Origin of the sequence: Paraburkholderia sediminicola, assembly GCF_046030555.1 — a bacterium.
In the GTDB taxonomy this organism is placed as follows: domain Bacteria; phylum Pseudomonadota; class Gammaproteobacteria; order Burkholderiales; family Burkholderiaceae; genus Paraburkholderia; species Paraburkholderia sediminicola_E.
Genome location: NZ_JAQQCH010000001.1, coordinates 128,340 through 144,789 on the forward strand (window position 1 = coordinate 128,340; position 16,450 = coordinate 144,789).

Annotated in this window: 17 protein-coding genes and 1 tRNA gene; 10 read left to right on the forward strand and 8 right to left on the reverse strand. The window is 61.6% G+C overall.

The genetic code is table 11. The features are described from left to right. Positions 1-87 precede the first annotated feature (87 nt). From PQQ52_RS00580 to PQQ52_RS00590, 3 genes are all read left to right on the forward strand, one after another. Positions 88-996, forward strand: a complete 909-nt coding sequence (locus PQQ52_RS00580) for an aldose epimerase family protein (RefSeq protein WP_408205886.1) — start codon at positions 88-90, stop codon at positions 994-996. 193 nt (positions 997-1,189) lie between these two features. Continuing rightward, complete coding sequence (locus tag PQQ52_RS00585; protein ID WP_408205888.1) at positions 1,190-1,909, forward strand: peptidoglycan DD-metalloendopeptidase family protein; 720 nt, start codon at positions 1,190-1,192, stop codon at positions 1,907-1,909. Positions 1,910-2,077: 168 nt separating this feature from the next. After that, positions 2,078-2,404, forward strand: coding sequence for a hypothetical protein (locus PQQ52_RS00590; RefSeq protein WP_408205890.1), 327 nt, complete (start codon positions 2,078-2,080; stop codon positions 2,402-2,404). Positions 2,405-2,441: 37 nt separating this feature from the next. Here PQQ52_RS00590 and PQQ52_RS00595 read toward each other — a convergent pair whose 3' ends face one another. Both PQQ52_RS00595 and PQQ52_RS00600 read right to left on the reverse strand, forming a co-directional pair. After that, entirely contained in the window at positions 2,442-2,579 is a 138-nt protein-coding gene (locus tag PQQ52_RS00595) for a hypothetical protein (RefSeq protein ID WP_408205892.1), read from the reverse strand. A gap of 673 nt (positions 2,580-3,252) precedes the next feature. After that, positions 3,253-4,017, reverse strand: coding sequence for a pentapeptide repeat-containing protein (locus tag PQQ52_RS00600; RefSeq protein WP_408205894.1), 765 nt, complete (start codon positions 4,015-4,017; stop codon positions 3,253-3,255). 108 nt (positions 4,018-4,125) lie between these two features. Between PQQ52_RS00600 and PQQ52_RS00605 the strand changes: the two genes are divergently transcribed. Then, positions 4,126-4,434, forward strand: coding sequence for a DUF2288 domain-containing protein (locus tag PQQ52_RS00605; RefSeq protein WP_408205896.1), 309 nt, complete (start codon positions 4,126-4,128; stop codon positions 4,432-4,434). Next, positions 4,407-5,819: an MATE family efflux transporter gene (locus tag PQQ52_RS00610; RefSeq protein ID WP_408205898.1), complete on the forward strand. Its 1,413-nt coding sequence runs from the start codon at positions 4,407-4,409 to the stop codon at positions 5,817-5,819. The genes PQQ52_RS00605 and PQQ52_RS00610 overlap by 28 nt, the downstream gene beginning before the upstream one ends. Before the next feature lie 263 nt (positions 5,820-6,082). Here the strand turns inward: PQQ52_RS00610 and PQQ52_RS00615 are convergent, their stop codons facing one another. Next, positions 6,083-6,244, reverse strand: coding sequence for a hypothetical protein (locus PQQ52_RS00615; protein ID WP_325045249.1), 162 nt, complete (start codon positions 6,242-6,244; stop codon positions 6,083-6,085). A gap of 156 nt (positions 6,245-6,400) precedes the next feature. On the opposite strand from PQQ52_RS00615, the gene PQQ52_RS00620 reads away from it, so the two are divergent. From PQQ52_RS00620 to PQQ52_RS00635, 4 genes are all read left to right on the forward strand, one after another. Next, positions 6,401-6,574 carry a hypothetical protein gene (locus tag PQQ52_RS00620; protein WP_175051169.1) on the forward strand — a complete coding sequence of 58 codons (174 nt, stop codon included), beginning with the start codon at positions 6,401-6,403 and terminating at the stop codon, positions 6,572-6,574. Between the two features lie 159 nt (positions 6,575-6,733). Next, a tRNA-Pro gene (locus PQQ52_RS00625) sits at positions 6,734-6,810 on the forward strand. Between the two features lie 370 nt (positions 6,811-7,180). Continuing rightward, positions 7,181-7,639: a SixA phosphatase family protein gene (locus PQQ52_RS00630; protein WP_408205900.1), complete on the forward strand. Its 459-nt coding sequence runs from the start codon at positions 7,181-7,183 to the stop codon at positions 7,637-7,639. 226 nt (positions 7,640-7,865) lie between these two features. Next, a complete protein-coding gene (locus PQQ52_RS00635; protein WP_408205902.1) occupies positions 7,866-8,678 on the forward strand; it encodes a GNAT family N-acetyltransferase in 813 nt (270 codons plus the stop codon). A gap of 109 nt (positions 8,679-8,787) precedes the next feature. On the opposite strand, the gene PQQ52_RS00640 is transcribed toward PQQ52_RS00635, so the two are convergent. Continuing rightward, positions 8,788-10,413 (reverse strand): Ppx/GppA phosphatase family protein, encoded by a 1,626-nt coding sequence (locus PQQ52_RS00640; protein ID WP_408205904.1) that lies wholly within the window; start codon positions 10,411-10,413, stop codon positions 8,788-8,790. Positions 10,414-10,615: 202 nt separating this feature from the next. Here PQQ52_RS00640 and ppk1 point away from each other — a divergent pair, with 202 nt between their 5' ends. Further along, positions 10,616-12,679 carry a polyphosphate kinase 1 gene (gene ppk1 / locus PQQ52_RS00645; RefSeq protein ID WP_408205906.1) on the forward strand — a complete coding sequence of 688 codons (2,064 nt, stop codon included), beginning with the start codon at positions 10,616-10,618 and terminating at the stop codon, positions 12,677-12,679. Positions 12,680-12,780: 101 nt separating this feature from the next. On the opposite strand, the gene phoR is transcribed toward ppk1, so the two are convergent. From phoR to pstB, 4 genes are read right to left on the reverse strand one after another with little or no spacing between them, the layout of a single operon-like run. After that, positions 12,781-14,094, reverse strand: a complete 1,314-nt coding sequence (gene phoR, locus PQQ52_RS00650) for a phosphate regulon sensor histidine kinase PhoR (protein ID WP_408205908.1) — start codon at positions 14,092-14,094, stop codon at positions 12,781-12,783. A 45-nt stretch (positions 14,095-14,139) separates the two neighbouring features. Continuing rightward, positions 14,140-14,841 carry a phosphate regulon transcriptional regulator PhoB gene (gene phoB / locus PQQ52_RS00655; protein WP_028199153.1) on the reverse strand — a complete coding sequence of 234 codons (702 nt, stop codon included), beginning with the start codon at positions 14,839-14,841 and terminating at the stop codon, positions 14,140-14,142. A gap of 26 nt (positions 14,842-14,867) precedes the next feature. Beyond that, the gene (phoU, locus tag PQQ52_RS00660; protein WP_408205910.1) at positions 14,868-15,572 is read right to left on the reverse strand and encodes a phosphate signaling complex protein PhoU; all 705 of its coding nucleotides are present in this window, start codon (positions 15,570-15,572) and stop codon (positions 14,868-14,870) included. A 28-nt stretch (positions 15,573-15,600) separates the two neighbouring features. Continuing rightward, complete coding sequence (gene pstB, locus PQQ52_RS00665; protein ID WP_408205912.1) at positions 15,601-16,449, reverse strand: phosphate ABC transporter ATP-binding protein PstB; 849 nt, start codon at positions 16,447-16,449, stop codon at positions 15,601-15,603. Between the last annotated feature and the right edge of the window lies 1 nt (position 16,450).

Consider the following 16,450-nt stretch of genomic DNA (forward strand, 5'->3'; position numbering starts at 1 on the left):
ACGCTTAGCCCGCATCTGAATCACACGCTCACGCTCGAAGTCACATTCAAATTCACATTCATTCCTTTACCAACCAGCCCATCGACCATGCCCCTCTCCCCGCAACAGGACATTCTCGAGATCGCCGAGGACTCCTCCGTGCTCCGTATCGCGCCACAAGCCGGTGGCCGTCTTCTGTCGTGGACCATCGACGGCGAAGAGGTGATTCATTGGCCCGAGAACGCCGACTGGAGCCAGCCCGCCAGGATCCGCGGCGGCAACCCGCTGCTGTTTCCGTTTCTCGGCCGGCATCGCGTCGACGGCAAAATCGGCTACTGGCGTGACGCACAGGGCACGGTGCGTGAACTGCCGATGCATGGTTTTGCGCGCGACCTGCCCTTCGACGCCCACGCCGATGTGCACGGCGCGGGTCTGCGCATGGCCCTCGCCGACAGCGACGCGACACGCGTCGGCTATCCGTTCGGCTTCCGTTTCGAAGCAGCGTACCGGCTCGTCGATACGCATACGCTGGAAGTCACGCTGAGCACCACCAACACGGGCGACACGCGGCTGCCTTACTACGCCGGTCATCACTTCTATTTCACGCTGCCGCACACACAGCGCGCCGAAACCTCGCTGGAACTGCCGCGCACCGAACGCTGCTATCAGCAGGACGACGGCTCGATCAGCGCAGCCGAGCCAGGCGCGGCGCGCTACACGCTCGACGAGGCGCGCATTCACGATCGCTTCCATTGTCTCGTCGGTGCGCCGGACCAACCCGTGCGCCTCGTCGCGCCCGGTCTTAACCGGCTCATCACGATCGATCTGCAACGGCCGGACTCGGTGCCCTGGTACGCGGTAACGACATGGACCGAGGCGGCGGACTCGGACTTCTACTGCGTCGAGCCGTGGCTGGGTCTGCCGGACGCGATTCATAACGGCATGGGACTGCGCTGGCTCGAACCGGGGCAAACCGAGACGGCCGCACTGCGTATCGGTGTCAGCAAGCTGCGCTAATTGCAGATTTTCCGCTCATCGCGACGTGCTGGGTTACGCGGAGTTTCGCGGCGTTTCGCCGCGTTCCCGCTGCGCGCGTCCTCCTCTGCGTCCGTTTTTCGGATGCTGCAGCGCAAAACCGTTAGAATCGGACGCTTTGCATCTACCTGCCGCGTGATCGGGATCGGCGCGTGGCAGCGCTTTGCGAGGTCCAATGCTCACAACAAGAATGATGAAACGGTTCGCCTGCGCGTCTTTGCTGGCGGTGCTCACCGCCTGCGGGTCCGCTCCGGTGGGACCAGGCTTTTACCGCGTCGAACGGGGCGATACGCTGTCGAAGATCGCGCGTAGCAACCGGCAGTCGGTGCAAAGCATCGTGCGCTGGAACAATCTGACCAACCCGGATAGCCTCGAGGTCGGGCAGGTGCTGCGCGTCGCGCCGCCGGGCGGGTCCACAAGTGGCGCCTCAGGCGGTGCAATACGCAGCAGCGGCGCAGGAAGCGCGAGCGCTTCGGCCGCGCCGCGCTCGGCTCCGGCCGATAGCGCGCCGACGTCCGCGCCGGCTTCGACGATCTCGCTGGTGTGGCCGGCTGACGGCACGGTGATCCGCCGCTTCGACGGCTCCAATTCGAAGGGCATCGATATTTCGGCGGCCGCGGGCACTCCGGTGATCGCCGCGGCACCCGGCACGGTGGTCTATGCGGGTAACGGCTTGCGCGGTTACGGTAACCTGCTGATCATCAAGCACAATGCCGATTACCTGACTGCCTACGCGCACAACCGCGCCCTGCTCGTGAAAGAAGGTCAGTCGGTCGGCCGTGGTGAAAAGATCGCCGAAATGGGCGACACCGACACCGATCGCGTCATGCTGCACTTTGAACTGCGCTATCAGGGCCGCTCAATCGACCCGTCGCGGGCGCTGCCGCCGCGCTAGCGGGACTGTCGAGCGTGCGAAGGCAGTTGCTTCTGCGTCCGTTCCCGGCGGTCAGGCACGCGCCCTGCAAGGGTAGTCGAGGGAACCGGGCGTGCTATAAAACGCTCAATCCTATGCATGACGTGGCCTCGCGCCACGTCTTCCCCCGTCATCTGTAAGGAATCTGCAATGAAGAGCGCAATTGCGTCCGTCGCGACGGCCGCGGCGATCGGCCTCGGCCTGCTTACGCTCGGCAGCCTCAGCGGCTGCTCGAGCACCACCACGATGACTTACCTGCCGAGCGGCGACACGGGCTTTGCCATCAATTGCAGCGGTAGTGACGCCAGCTCCAGTTGGGCCGAGTGCTACAAGCGCGCCGGCGAAGTCTGCGGCAACTATGGCTACGACGTCGTTTCGAAGGACGTCGACAACGGCGCCACCTCGGGCGGCTCGGTCGGTGGGATTTTCGGCGCGAATGTAAAGAACCGGTCGATGGTAGTTCGCTGCAAGCAGTGAAGGTGACCTAACGACGCAAGGCACAGCGCCGCTCGAGTTAGCGGCGGCGCCAGCGTCCGGAGCGCGGATCGACACGTGCGGCGAAGGCGAACAGCACGCGGAGCGCAATCGGCCAGATGCCGAGGAAAATGATCAACCAGGTCATGACCGGCGGTAAGAAAAAGTAACTTTTCATGATCCGCGCCGCGTGTGAAACCGCAATGAATCGCGATTGAATGGGCAATGACCGGGCAGAAAAAAAGCCCGGCACGAGGCCGGGCTAACGGGGGTTCGGCGCATATCGGCAAAGGACCGGTTCACCATGCGCCAGAACTGAATCTAACAACCCGCTTTTACAAGCGCAATCTATTAATTGTGCAGATAATGTGACGCGGCGCACGGAATCCGCATTATGTGAAGGTAAATACCGGAGATAAACGAGGTAATTACCTTATCTGCTCCGGACGACGCACGCTGGAAACAGCGCGCCCATAATCCCATGAGTCGCTCACAAGCCCTTATGAATCATACATCTACCGTCCGTCACTGAAAAAGACTGACAAAAGCCCGTTGGCCGATTTCCGCTAACCGCGCCTGGTATGATTTTGACGCTTTACGCATTGCGAACCTTTAGTGCGCCAACGCACCATATCGACGCATTGGCAGATAATGAGCGACGCGAATAGGCAACGCGCTCCTCGCAACAGATTCACGAATGGCGAATACATTAAAAATGTTCAAATCAACCGACGAATTGCGAAGTCGAAAATCGGCGGTTTTTTAATTAATCGATAAATCGGATGATAAGCAGATGCAGCCATTCGTTCAAGCTGGCCGAATGGCTAAAATCAGCCGGTTAAAAACCGCGATCACATGACTCGCAACCCGAGTTCGGTCACGAGCACCGCAGCCTGCTGATGCGAAATCGTCGCGCCTTTAAAAAGCGCCGCATCGACGAGCCGCACGCCGCTCAGATCAGCCTCGCGCAGGTCCGCGCCGTCAAAGCGCGCGCCTTTCAGATGGGCATCCTTCAGGCTGCCGCCATCGAAGATCGCCTCGCGGAAATCGACGCCGGCCAGATCGGCGTCAGAGAAATCGAGTTGCTGGAGCGTGGCCTTACGAAACGACAGGCCGCGCAAATGCGCGCCCACCAGCAAGGTTTCGACGAAGCTCAACCCGAGCGACGTGCATGCTTCGAAATTGGCGCCAGTCAGCTTGCAGCTGTGAAACGACGCCGAAGCAAGCTTGGCGCGGCGCCAACTGGTGTTGTTCAGATCGCTCGACTGAAACGCCGCGTCGACCAGATCAGCCGACGCGAAATCCGCCTCGCGACCGCGACAGCGGACCCAGCGGGTGTGCGACAGCGTCGCGCCGAAAAACGAGGTCTCGACGATCGTGCAACGATGAAATTCGGCGCCGCGCAGATCGAGTCGCGACAGATCGGCGCCTTCGAAATCGCAGTCGGTGAAGCACAGCGGCTCTTTATAGCGCGCCTTGTTTGCCGCCTCATCGGCGACCTTGTTTGCCACACCATTCGCCGCGAGGAGGCGCTCCACGTCGGTGCGCGTGAGCGTGGCTCCCGTTACCCCATGAGCTTGCGCGCCGGTAGCCGGCGCCGTTGAATCCAGTGACATGAAGGTTCAGAATGAATTTCGAAAGACCCTAAGCGTACCGGAACGCGCCCCGCCCTGGCGGTCCGCGCCAATGGTTTATAGTAACGGCCCCGTCAGAACCCGCTTACGATGACTTCCAACGACGCCACTCATAGCCCGCTGTACACCAAGCTGCTCGCCGAAACCGCCAAAATCGGCTGGACCGAACTCGAACGCTTTTTCGCTCGCGGTATTTTGCTGCGCGTCGCGCGCGACATCGATCTGGTGAGCGTCGCCGAAGCCATCGCCGGCGACGACACCACGCAGGTCACACAATGGCTGTCCTCCGGCCTCGTCGAACGCGTGCAGGCGGAAACCGCCGCCGATTTCGCCGAGCGCGATCCGGATCTGTGGGCGGTAGTCGTCTCCCCATGGGTGTGCGTGCAGGAACGCAATTGAGCGGCAGCGCGGACGCCCCGAAGGACGTCCCCTTAGGGGGCGGCACGGCCGCGACAGCGGTGGCCGCTCCTGTGCACTGGCACCGCCGGGTGCTCACGCTGGCGTTTCCAATCGTCCTCGCCAACCTCACACAGCCGATTCTCGGCGCAGTCGACACTGCGGTCGCCGGTCATCTGGACGGCGCGTCCTATCTCGGCGGCGTGGCGCTCGGCGGCCTGTTCTTCAATTTCGTGTTCTGGGGCTTCGGCTTCCTGCGCATGGGCACCACGGGCCTCGTCGCGCAAGCGCACGGCGCTGGGGATCACGCGGAGCTGCGCAACAACGTCGTACGCGCGCTATTGCTCGCGGCGGCGATCGGCGCAGCGGTGCTTCTGCTGCAAGTGCCGCTGATCGGCTACGCGTTATACGCGATCGGCGGCAGCGACGCGGTACAGCACAACGCGCAGATCTACTGCCACGCACGCATCTGGGCCGCGCCGCTCGCGCTCGGCAACTACGTGGTGCTCGGCTGGCTGCTCGGTACGCAGAAGGTGCGGCTCGCGCTGCTCTCACAAGTGTTCATCAACAGCGTGAACATCGCGGCGGTGCTGCTGTATGTGTACGTATTCGATTGGGGCGTGGCCGGCATCGGCGCGGCCACGGCAACGGCCGACGCACTCGGCTTCGTGCTCGGCGCCGCGTTGTTGTGGCACGGCAGGCCGCGCGGTTTGCCTGCGCTGAACCGCGCCGCCCTCTTCGACGCAACCGCGCTGAAGCGTCTGGTGGTGCTGAATCGCGATATCTTCGTGCGCACGCTCTGTCTGCTGTCGTCGTTCGGCTGGTTCGCGCATCTCGGCGCGAGGCAAGGTGACGCCACGCTTGCCGCCAACGCGCTGTTGCTCAATTTTCAGACCTTCATGGCTTACGGACTCGACGGTTTCGCGCACGCTGCCGAAGCGCTGGTGGGTGCCGCAATCGGCGCACGCGACCGGCACGCTTTCGCGCAGGCCATCAAAGTGACGTCACTGTGGTCCGCGCTCGGCGCGCTGGGCTTCTCGCTGGTCTACTGGGGTGCGGGCTCGTGGATCATCGAAGGCCTGACCAATCAGGCCGCAGTGCGCGCCACGGCCGAAACTTATCTGCCGTGGGCCGCGCTCTTGCCGGTGATATCCGTGTGGGGTTTTTTGCTCGACGGCGTGTTTATCGGCGCCACCCGCACGCATGAATTGATGACGTCGATGATGGTGTCGTTTGCGGTATTCATCGCGGCCTCGTGGGCCTTGCTGGCGCTGTACGGCAATCACGGTTTGTGGGCCGCGATGCTGATCTTCATGGCCGCTCGCGGCGTCACGCTCGCGCGCTTTTTGCCGGGCCTCGTGCGTGGCATGGCGGGCGCGGGCGCCTAGCCTTTGTTTCGGCACCTGGCGTGCATGTGCCGCGTGTTTTTGTCTTACGAACGTGCGCGCCCGCCAGGCCGCAAATGCACGACGCGCGATGCGCTCATCCCCGCAGCGCCGCATCCAGTTACGGCTTGAAACAAGCGCACACATATCACGCGTCTACATCGCCCTAGAATACGTGCAGCCCGCGCTTTCCGCGCAAACAGTCTGCGCGGGTCAGAAGCACCGGCGTGCCCGCGCCAGTGCTTCGCTTTCATTCCCGCAGGTGCTCAGAGCGTGGGCGCGATCACCGGCGGCCGGTCGTCGGTCGGTACGCCGTGATAGTCGACGGGATCTTTCGGCGGCGGACCGCCATGGTGCCCGGAAGGATCGTTGGCACAGCCGGCGAGTCCGGCAGCCAGCATCAACGCAATCAACAAAACGCGGTTCATAGACTCTCGAAACAGAATGACAATAACGGCAACGAAGCGCCGAGAGTCTACCTGCAATTTGTATTCGACGACGTTGCGCCACGCAGTCTCCCTCCTCCCATTTTTTTCCGCGTGACCTACTATAAAGGCATGGCTGCGTGTCATAGGAGGACTGCCATGGACGCTGAATCGATCGCAGGTCTGATCGGACTTGCTATAGGCCTGCTCGTGCTGCTTGCCCTGTCGATTTTCGAATCGAGAACCTACAGACGGGAACACGACGGCGAAGGCATGCTGCATCACTGGGTCACTCACCAGCACATGCCGCACTGGATGCGTCGCCGGCACTGAGGGGTAAAGCGGCTGCCCGTACGCTTGCGCATAGCCAGAACGAACGGACACTGCCGCGCGCTTTTTACTGCCCGCTGCCGACGTCCGAGACCTTTTTTCACTCCGACGCAATTCGTGATTGACTCTGGCACCCAATGCCACGTAGAATCTCGGATTCGTCGGAGCGTAGCGCAGCCTGGTAGCGCATCTGATTTGGGATCAGAGGGTCGAAGGTTCGAATCCTTTCGCTCCGACCACGAAAAAGCAATACGAAACCCGCGTCGCCTTCGGCTTCGCGGGTTTTTGCTTTTTGGGCGTCAGCCGCTCATCGGTCCCTGCGGACTGATGTAAACGCGGGCTTATGGCCCGATGGGTTCATACGGATCGCATGCTGGCTCAATGAAAAATCCGCGCAAGCTCCGTGAAAACCGCATGAAAATTGCGCGAGCGTTCACTACGCTTCGCCTCGACATATACGCGAATCTACATGCCGGCATGTTCCGGCATACGCCAATGCTTATACATTCCGTCTGCGCCGCCGCCTTGCGCCCTGACGAGCCCGCATGCGACAGTGATTGAAAAACCGGCGCTGCTGTCCACGCCGCAACCAGAGTCAAGGAGACACGCATGAATCTGATCCTCTGGCGTCACGCCGAAGCTGAAGATTTCGCCGCCAGCGATCTGGCCCGCGCACTCACCACGCGAGGCCGCAAACAGGCGCAAAACGTCGCCAAGTGGCTGCGCACCCGTCTGCCCGCCGACGCAGTGATCCTCGCAAGTCCCGCAGTGCGCACCATTCAGACCGCCGAAACCTTGAGCGACCAGTATCGCGTGGTGCGCGAACTCGCGCCCAACGCCAGCGCGGACGACGTGCTCAAGGCCGCCGGCTGGTCAGCAGGCATCGCACAGACCGTTGTGATCGTCGGCCATCAACCGACACTCGGCCACGTTGCGGCGCGTCTGCTCGGCAACAGCGAGGCGAGTTGGCCGCTGAAGAAAGCCGGCCTATGGTGGATTGAAAGCCGTGAACGCCATGGCGACGACCAGGCCGTGCTGCGCGCGGCAATGACCCCCGATCTGATCTGAACCGGTCGCGCTGCCTTCCCTGGCGTGCAACGCGATCGCCGGGCCCGCCAGTCGCACCGGTCGCGCAGAAACAACACACGGTCCGCGCAACCCACGACATGACAAGCCGCGCGCACGCAGCTTACGGGCCGTCATCCAATCGTCATGGCTTTGCCATGCGAGCGTCACCAGGCGTTACTACATTGGCGAAAAAAGAAATCTCCCTTTTTTTCGACCAGGACGCCACATGCGAGAACTGCCGACGCCCACCCTGCCCCTGGCTTCGATCTTCGAAACGCGTCGCCTGCCGCGCGCCGAAGAGACGGTCACCGCCCAGCATCGCCTGCAAGTTACGTGGGCACGCACTGACGAGGAACTGCGCGAGGCCCAGCGTCTGCGCTACCGTGTATTTGCCGATGAAATGGGCGCTCGTCTGACGGGCCCGGCCGGCCTCGACGTCGATTCGTTCGATTCATACTGCGATCACGTGCTGGTGCGCGATCTCGACACGCTGAAGGTGGTCGGCACCTATCGCGCGCTGCCGCCGCACCAGGCCGCCCGTATCGGACGCCTGTATGCCGAAAGCGAATTCGACGTGTCGCGCCTCACGCATCTGCGCGCGAAGATGGTCGAGGTGGGCCGCTCGTGCGTGCACCCGGACTATCGCAGCGGCTCGGTGATCATGTCGCTGTGGGCCGGACTCGCCGCATACATGAAGCACAACGGCTACGAGACGATGCTCGGCTGCGCGAGCGTCGCGATGGTCGACGGTGGCCACTACGCGGCGAATCTTTACTGCTCGCTGCGCGACAGCACGCTGACGATGCCGGAATATCGCGCGTTTCCGCACACGCCGCTGCCTGTCGAAGAATTGCAGACCGGCGCCGACGTCGCACCGCCGCCGCTGGTCAAGGGCTACCTGCGCCTCGGCGCGAAGATTTGCGGCGCGCCGGCCTGGGATCCTGACTTCAATACGGCGGACTTTCTGACGCTGTTGCGTCTGACGGATATCAACGCGCGTTACGCCCGGCACTTCCTCGGCGACGCATCGCCGCGCTAAGCGGCGCGGCTCGCGCACACAACACCCGGCTAGTTCAGTCGACGACTGATACGCATAAAAAAAGCCCGGCAATTCGCCGGGCTTTTTATTTACAACGCACGCATGACGCTCAATCGTCGGTGTAGACCACGCGATAAGGGATGCCAACCTTCTCCCACTCCGCAGCCTCCTGGATCAAGCTGTAATCGGTCAAGGGATTGTTGGCTACCCACTCGTTCGGTAAACGCACTTCATAACCGCCGTTGACCTGCGCGACCGCGATACCCGGCAGCCCGACATCCGTACGCCGACGGCACAATAGCGCCGCGAGCCGCAGACAGAACAACAACGGCCATTCCACTTCGCGCGTTTGCGACAGCTTGCCAAGCTTCCCCGCGTGGCCGAGCACCAGCGCGGCGAGCCGCGCCTGGTCGGTACGCGAAAACCCCGGCATGTCGGCGTTGCTGGCGATATAGGCCGAATGCTTGTGATAGGCGCTGTGGGAAATCGACAGCCCGATTTCATGCAAAGCCGCCGCCCAGCCGAGAAACATGTGGTTCTCGACGCGACGTTCCTCATCCGGCTCGGCAAACTGGTCGTAAAAGCGCACTGCGAGTTCGCCGATACGCCCCGCCTGCGCGCGATCCACGCCATAACGGCGCATGAAGCCTTCCACCGTCACCGTGCGCATGTCCTCGTGCTGCGAACGGCCCAGCAAGTCGTACAGCACGCCGAGGCGCAACGCGCCGTCTGTTGTATCGACATAATCGACGCCGAGCTCGTCGAACACCGCGATCATGATCGACAGCCCGCCGGCCAGCACCGGAATGCGATCGCCCTTCAACGCGACCAGCTTCAGACGATTGACGTTCTCCGCCTTGATCAGCGCGCGCTTGAGGCGTTCCAGCCCGCCGCGCGAGATGCCGTGCGTGATGCCCGGATCGTTGAAGCCGTTTGCCTCGACCAGTTCGGCGAGCGCCCGGGCGGTGCCGGACGAGCCGATGGCCTGTTCCCAACCGGTTTTCTTGTACTCGGCGGAAATGATCTGAATTTCACGGCCCGCGGCGAGTTCGGCCTGGCGCATCGTGTATTCGTCGACATTGCCCGCCGGGAAGAATGCACGGCTATGGCTCACGCAGCCGATGTACAGGCTCTCCATCTTGATCGGCGTGTAATGCGACCCGATGATGAATTCCGTCGAGCCGCCGCCGATATCCACGACGAGGCGCTTGCCCGCGCTCGCGGGCACGGAATGGGCAGCCCCTGCATAAATCAGACGCGCTTCTTCACGCCCGGCGATCACTTCGATCGGGAAGCCGAGCGCGGCTTGCGCCTCACCGAGGAACTCGCCCGCGTTCTTGGCAATACGCAGCGTGTTGGTGGCAACGGCGCGAACGTGGTCGGGATGAAAGTCGCGCAGCCGCTCGCCGAAGCGCTTGAGCGCGTCCCAGCCGCGCACCTGCGAGGCGCGGTCCAGCATCTTGTCGCGCGACAGACCCGCGGCAAGACGCACCGACTCGCGCAACGCGTCGACCTGATAGATCTGGCTGCCCGCGTCGGTTTCCTCGATCCGGCCCACGATCAGCCGGAAGCTGTTCGAGCCGAGGTCGACGGCAGCGAGGAGTTGTGGCGTATTGACCATCGGGTAAGCGGACTCCATGCGCGCATGCGCGGCGGCGTTGGACGCAGAAGGTGCCGGATGCCCACCGGATGCCTTGGGTGCCCTATGGCCGGCCGCGCTATTCAAAGACGCCATTCTAAGCGTACCGGACCTCACGATGTCGCCTCGCAGTGATGGGGGTGCCCTATGGTCCCATATGCACTGCGTCATAATTACGACACGCAACGAATACGGCGTAGAATTTATAACATTGAGAATGTCATAACAACGTCATCATACTGTGAGAATTTCCGAGCGTCTTTTCGTCTCCCTCCCTGAAATTCCATTCTCGCTGCCGATGTCCATCCGCTACCCCTTATTGAATCGCGAGCTGGGCATTCTGGGTTTCAACGAGCGTGTGTTGGCACAAGCTGCCGACCCGGCCGTCCCTTTGCTCGAACGCCTGCGTTTCATCTGTATCACCAGTAGCAATCTCGACGAATTCTTCGAAGTCCGCATGGCCGGACTACAGGAGCAGATGCGCGACAACCCGGGGGCGCTGTCTCCGGACGGTATGTCGCTCCAGCACGTGTACGACCTCGTCGTCGAGCGCGCGCAGCGGCTCGTGCATCGCCAGTACACCATGCTGCACGACACGGTGCTCACCGCGCTCGAAGCAGAGGGCATCTATTTTCACGGCACGGAAGCGTGGAACGAAGCGCAGACCGAATGGGCGCGCAACTACTTCTTCGACGAACTGCTGCCGGTGCTCACGCCGATCGGCCTCGATCCGGCTCACCCGTTCCCGCGTGTGCTCAACAAGAGCCTGAACTTCGTCGTCGAACTCGAAGGCAAGGATGCGTTCGGCCGTCAGGCAATGATGGGCATCGTGCAGGCGCCGCGCGCATTGCCCCGGCTCGTGCGCATGCCGCAAGAACTGTCCGGCTATCCACATGGTTTCGTGCTGCTGAGCTCGTTGCTGCAGCGCTTTGTGGGCGAGCTGTTCCCGAATCTGGTGGTGCGCACCTGCAATCAGTTCCGCATCACGCGCAATAGCGAACTGTTCGTCGACGAAGATGAAATCACCAATCTGCGTGTCGCATTGCAGGGCGAATTGCCGGCGCGGCATCTGGGCAATGCGGTGCGGCTCGAAGTGTCGGCGGATACGCCGGCGCACGTCGTGCGTCGCCTGCTGGACGAAAGCAACCTGACCACCAAGGATTGTTATTTCGCCGACGGCCCCGTCAATCTGGTGCGGCTGATGCAATTGCCGGAGATGGTAGACCGGCCCGACCTTAAATTCGTGCCGCATATTCCCGCGATTCCACAGCAAATCGCCAACAGCACCAGCATGTTCGACGTGATCGATCAGGGCGACGTGCTGCTGCATCATCCTTACGAGAGCTTTCAACCGGTGCTCGAATTGCTGCTGCAGGCGGCGAAAGACCCGAACGTGATGGCCATCAAACAGACCATCTATCGCACCGGCACCGACTCCCCGCTGATGGACGCGCTGATGCAGGCGGCCCGCAACGGCAAGGAAGTGACGGTGGTGGTTGAACTGCTCGCGCGCTTCGACGAGGAAACCAACATTAACTGGGCGTCACAGCTTGAAGCCGTGGGCGCGCACGTCGTGTACGGCGTGGTGGGCCACAAGTGCCATGCGAAGATGATGTTGATCGTGCGGCGCGTGTCGTCGGGCGGCAAGACCACGCTCAAGCGTTACGTGCACCTGGGCACCGGTAACTATCATCCGCGGACCGCACGGCTTTATACCGACTTCGGGCTGATGACCGCTGATCAGAAAATTTGCGAAGACGTGCATCACGTGTTCCAGCAACTGACCGGCATCGGCGGTGAACTGAGGCTGCATGAACTGTGGCAGTCGCCGTTCACGCTGCATCCGAAACTGGTCGATGCGATTCGCGCGGAAGCAGATCACGCGCGCGCCGGCAAGAAGGCGCGCATCGTCGCGAAGATGAACGCGTTGCTCGAACCCACCGTGATTGCCGAGTTGTACGAGGCGTCGCAGGCCGGCGTGAAGATCGATCTGATCGTGCGTGGCGTATGTTCGTTGCAACCGGGTGTGCCGGGTTTGTCCGAGAACATCACGGTACGTTCGATTGTTGGGCGATTCCTCGAACATCATCGTATCTTCTACTTCTACGACGGTGGCAAGGAACAGGTATATCTGTCGAGCGCCGACTGGATGGACCGCAACTTCTTCCGCCGTGTGGAAGTGGCGTTTCCGATCAACAACCGTCGCCTGAAGCGGCGCGTGATTGCCGAAGGTCTGTCGGCGTTTCTCGGCGACAACCAGTCCGCGTGGCTGATGCAAAGCGACGGTCACTATCGGCGCCGGCGACCGGGAAAATCCTCGCGCAATGCGCAGATGAGTCTGCTGGGGAAATTCTGTTCGTGAGATCGTGAGTTCGCGATTGTGTTTGCGCGCCGCTGAAGCGGCGGTCCGCATAAAAAAGCCTGCCTGTATTACAGGCGGCCTTTTTTTTCAGGCCGCTATGCCTAGACCGGCGCCGGTTGTCGACGCGCCGTGCGATACACCGGGAAGCGCACGGTGAACGTGCTGCCACGTCCCTCTTCGCTCTTCACGTCGAGCTGCGCGTCGTGCCGCTGCAGCACGTGCTTGACGATGGCGAGGCCGAGGCCCGTTCCGCCCGTATCGCGCGAGCGGCTGCGGTCGACGCGATAGAAGCGCTCGGTCAACCGCGGAATGTCCGCAGCCGGAATCCCCAGGCCGCTGTCCGTGACCGAAAAAATCGCACTGCCACCGTTGGCGTGCCAGGTCACCGCGATCGCGCCACCGTCCGGCGTGTAGCGGATCGCGTTGGTTACGAGGTTGCCAAGCGCGCTGAGCAGTTCCGTTTCCACGCCGGTGACAGTAAGCCCTTCGTCGGCATCGAACACGATCTTGTGATGGTCGCTCGACAGGCTTTGCGCGTCGTCTTTCAAGTGCCGCAACACCGCGCGCATGTCGATCATCTGATCGCTCGGCGGCTTGTTGTCGCCCTCGAGCTTCGCGAGCACCAGCAAGTCGTTGACGATATGACGCATGCGCGAGGCCTGCTGCTCCATCAGTTCGAGGTAGCGCGCACGCTCGGCTTCGCCCAGCGGCAGCTCGCGCATCGTCTCCAGGAAACCGGAGAGCACGGTGAGCGGCGTCTTCAGTTCATGCGACACGTTGGCGACGAAGTCGCGCCGCATCGCGTCGGTACGCTCCAGCTCGGTGATGTCTTGCGACAGCACCAGCTTGCGATTTTCGCCGTATGGAAACACCTGCACCGACAGCACGTTCTGGCGTTTCTCGCCCATGCCCCGCATGATCAGCATCTCTTCGTAGCGATGCGAATTCAGATAGCGCACGAAATCAGGCTGACGCACGAGGTGCGTGATGTGCTGGCGCAGATCGCGTTTCGCATCGAGCCCGAAATGGAGTTCGGAGATCGCGTTGCACCACTCGATCTGATCGTGATCGTCGAGCATCGCAACGCCGTTCGGCGAGGCCTGAATTGCCTGAATGAAACGCGAATGCTGCTGCTCGACCTGACGCACCTGCGCATGCCAGCGCTTTGCAAGCTTATGCAGACGGTAATAGATTTCGCCCCAGATGCCGGGGGCGCTCGGCACTTCGCCGTAGACCGGCGCGTCAAGCAGGCGCCACAGGCGCTGCTTGTGAAAGGTGCTGATGAAGCTCTGCACGAGCAGCATAACAATCGCGAGAACCAGCCCTGCCTTGACGTTCAGGAGTGCGCCGACCACCACGCACAGAACAGCCAGCAGCACGACCGACACGATGGAGCGCGCCCAGATGATGTTCATGTTCTAGCGAATCCAGCGATCGAAGATAAAAGTGCTACCGCAACGTCACGCGCTCTTCGCGAGCCGGTAGCCGCTGCCGCGTACCGTCTCGATCATAGCATCGCATCCTGCCGGCTTAAGCGCCGCGCGCAGACGCTTGATATGCACGTCCACCGTGCGCTCTTCGACGAACACGTGGTCGCCCCACACCTGATCGAGCAGTTGCGTGCGGCTGTGCACGCGCTCCGGGTGCGTCATGAAAAAGTGCAGCAGGCGGAATTCGGTCGGGCCGAGATCGAGCTTGATCTCGCTGCCTTCGGCGTGCGCGGCCACCCGATGAGTCGCCGGGTCGAGCTTGAGGCCGTTGATCGCAACCAGGTCTTCCGTCAACTGCGGCGCGCGGCGGCGCAACACCGCCTTGATACGCGCCATCAGTTCCTTCGGCGAGAACGGTTTGGTGACGTAGTCGTCGGCGCCGATTTCGAGGCCGAGCACCTTGTCCTGTTCATCGCCACGTGCGGTCAGCATGATGATCGGAATATGCTTGGTGCGTTCGTTGTTGCGCAGATCGCGGGCGAACGCGATGCCTGACTTGCCCGGCAACATCCAGTCGAGCAGCACGAGGTCGGGCAGTACGTCGCTGATCAGGTTCTGTGCCTGCTCCGCGTTGTACGCGCGAATCGGGCAGTGCCCGGCGTGTTGAAGATTGACCGAGATCAATTCGGAAATGGCGGGCTCATCTTCAATGACGAGAATGCTGCTGGGCATCGGCACCTCTGTTCCTTATATCTGGATTAACTGAGCGCTTCGCGTTCGAGCGCGTCGCGCGACTTGTGCCGCACGTCGGTGCCCTTGACGATGTAGATGATGAATTCTGCGATGTTCTTCGCGTGGTCGCCGATCCGCTCGATCGCCTTGGCGATGAACAGAAAATCGAGGCCCACCGAAATCGAACGCGGATCTTCGGTCATGTACGAAATCAGCTTGCGCACGAAAGCACGGAATTCCTCGTCGATCGCCTTGTCGTCACGCACGATCTGCGCGGCGGCAACCGTGTCGAGACGCGCAAATGCGTCCAGCGCGCGGCGCAGGATCGACACCGCCATTTCGCCCGACAATTTGATCTCGGCGATATTGATGGTGCGCGAGGCGCCGTCTTCCATCAGACGCTTGGTGCGCTTGGCGATTTTTTCGGCTTCGTCGCCGGCGCGCTCGAGATTCGTAATGGTCTTCGAAATCGCGATCAGGAGGCGCAAGTCGCGCGCAGCCGGTTGACGGCGCGCGATGATGTTGCTGCACTCTTCGTCGATCTCGACTTCCATCGTGTTCAGGCGCTCTTCGGCCGCGATCACCTGTTCACATACATCGAGGTCGAAGTTGTTCAGCGCGATCATCGCGTTGACGATCTGCGACTCGACCAGACCGCCCATTTCGAGGACCTTCGAAGAAACGAGGTTCAGGTCGGCGTCGAACTGGCTGGACAGATGCTTATCGGACATGTCGTACTCCGTTGTTTTGCGCGGCGGCTTAGCCGAAGCGGCCAGTGATGTAGTCCTCGGTTTCCTTGCGGACCGGCTTGATGAAGATCTTTTCGGTGTCGCCGAATTCGATCAATTCACCGAGGTACATATATGCAGTGTAGTCCGAACAGCGCGCGGCCTGTTGCATGTTGTGTGTGACGATCACCACCGTGTAATCGCTCTTCAATTCGGCGATCAATTCTTCGATGCGACCCGTGGAAATCGGGTCGAGCGCGGAGCACGGTTCGTCGAGCAGCAGCACTTCGGGACGGATCGCGATACCGCGCGCGATACACAGACGCTGCTGCTGGCCACCTGACAAACCGTAGCCGCTCTGGCCCAATTTGTCCTTCACTTCATTCCACAGCGCGGCCTTGGTCAGCGCCCATTCCACGCGATCGTCCATTTCCGAGCGCGGCAGCGTTTCGAACATCTTCACGCCGAAAGCAATGTTGTCGTAAATCGACATCGGAAACGGCGTCGGCTTCTGGAACACCATGCCGATCCGCGCACGCAGCAGCGAAATATCGCGCTTGGAGGTCAACAGGTTTTCGCCGTCCATCAGGATCTCGCCTTCGGCGCGTTGCTCCGGATAGAGCGCGTACATCTTGTTGAGCGTGCGCAGCAAGGTGGACTTGCCGCAACCTGACGGGCCGATGAACGCGGTCACCTTGCCTTCGGGAATCCGCAGATTGATGTTCTTCAGCGCGTGATACTTGCCGTAGAAGAAATTCAGGTCGTTGATTTCAATTTTCGGACGCGACGGCGCTTGCGCGTGGCCGCTTTGGGCGGGATCGAAACCGGCGGGCGCCGTCGGACGCACGGCCGGATTGAGTTGAGTTTCTGCCATATTCATC

Bases quoted from the DNA above. Each gene is read 5' to 3' on its own strand.
- PQQ52_RS00580 (WP_408205886.1), top strand. From the start codon at position 88: ATGCCCCTCTCCCCGCAACAGGACATTCTCGAGATCGCCGAGGACTCC.
- PQQ52_RS00585 (WP_408205888.1), top strand. From the start codon at position 1,190: ATGCTCACAACAAGAATGATGAAACGGTTCGCCTGCGCGTCTTTGCTG.
- PQQ52_RS00590 (WP_408205890.1), top strand. From the start codon at position 2,078: ATGAAGAGCGCAATTGCGTCCGTCGCGACGGCCGCGGCGATCGGCCTC.
- PQQ52_RS00595 (WP_408205892.1), bottom strand. From the start codon at position 2,579: ATGAAAAGTTACTTTTTCTTACCGCCGGTCATGACCTGGTTGATCATT.
- PQQ52_RS00600 (WP_408205894.1), bottom strand. From the start codon at position 4,017: ATGTCACTGGATTCAACGGCGCCGGCTACCGGCGCGCAAGCTCATGGG.
- PQQ52_RS00605 (WP_408205896.1), top strand. From the start codon at position 4,126: ATGACTTCCAACGACGCCACTCATAGCCCGCTGTACACCAAGCTGCTC.
- PQQ52_RS00610 (WP_408205898.1), top strand. From the start codon at position 4,407: ATGGGTGTGCGTGCAGGAACGCAATTGAGCGGCAGCGCGGACGCCCCG.
- PQQ52_RS00615 (WP_325045249.1), bottom strand. From the start codon at position 6,244: ATGAACCGCGTTTTGTTGATTGCGTTGATGCTGGCTGCCGGACTCGCC.
- PQQ52_RS00620 (WP_175051169.1), top strand. From the start codon at position 6,401: ATGGACGCTGAATCGATCGCAGGTCTGATCGGACTTGCTATAGGCCTG.
- PQQ52_RS00630 (WP_408205900.1), top strand. From the start codon at position 7,181: ATGAATCTGATCCTCTGGCGTCACGCCGAAGCTGAAGATTTCGCCGCC.
- PQQ52_RS00635 (WP_408205902.1), top strand. From the start codon at position 7,866: ATGCGAGAACTGCCGACGCCCACCCTGCCCCTGGCTTCGATCTTCGAA.
- PQQ52_RS00640 (WP_408205904.1), bottom strand. From the start codon at position 10,413: ATGGCGTCTTTGAATAGCGCGGCCGGCCATAGGGCACCCAAGGCATCC.
- ppk1 (WP_408205906.1), top strand. From the start codon at position 10,616: ATGTCCATCCGCTACCCCTTATTGAATCGCGAGCTGGGCATTCTGGGT.
- phoR (WP_408205908.1), bottom strand. From the start codon at position 14,094: ATGAACATCATCTGGGCGCGCTCCATCGTGTCGGTCGTGCTGCTGGCT.
- phoB (WP_028199153.1), bottom strand. From the start codon at position 14,841: ATGCCCAGCAGCATTCTCGTCATTGAAGATGAGCCCGCCATTTCCGAA.
- phoU (WP_408205910.1), bottom strand. From the start codon at position 15,572: ATGTCCGATAAGCATCTGTCCAGCCAGTTCGACGCCGACCTGAACCTC.
- pstB (WP_408205912.1), bottom strand. From the start codon at position 16,449: ATGAATATGGCAGAAACTCAACTCAATCCGGCCGTGCGTCCGACGGCG.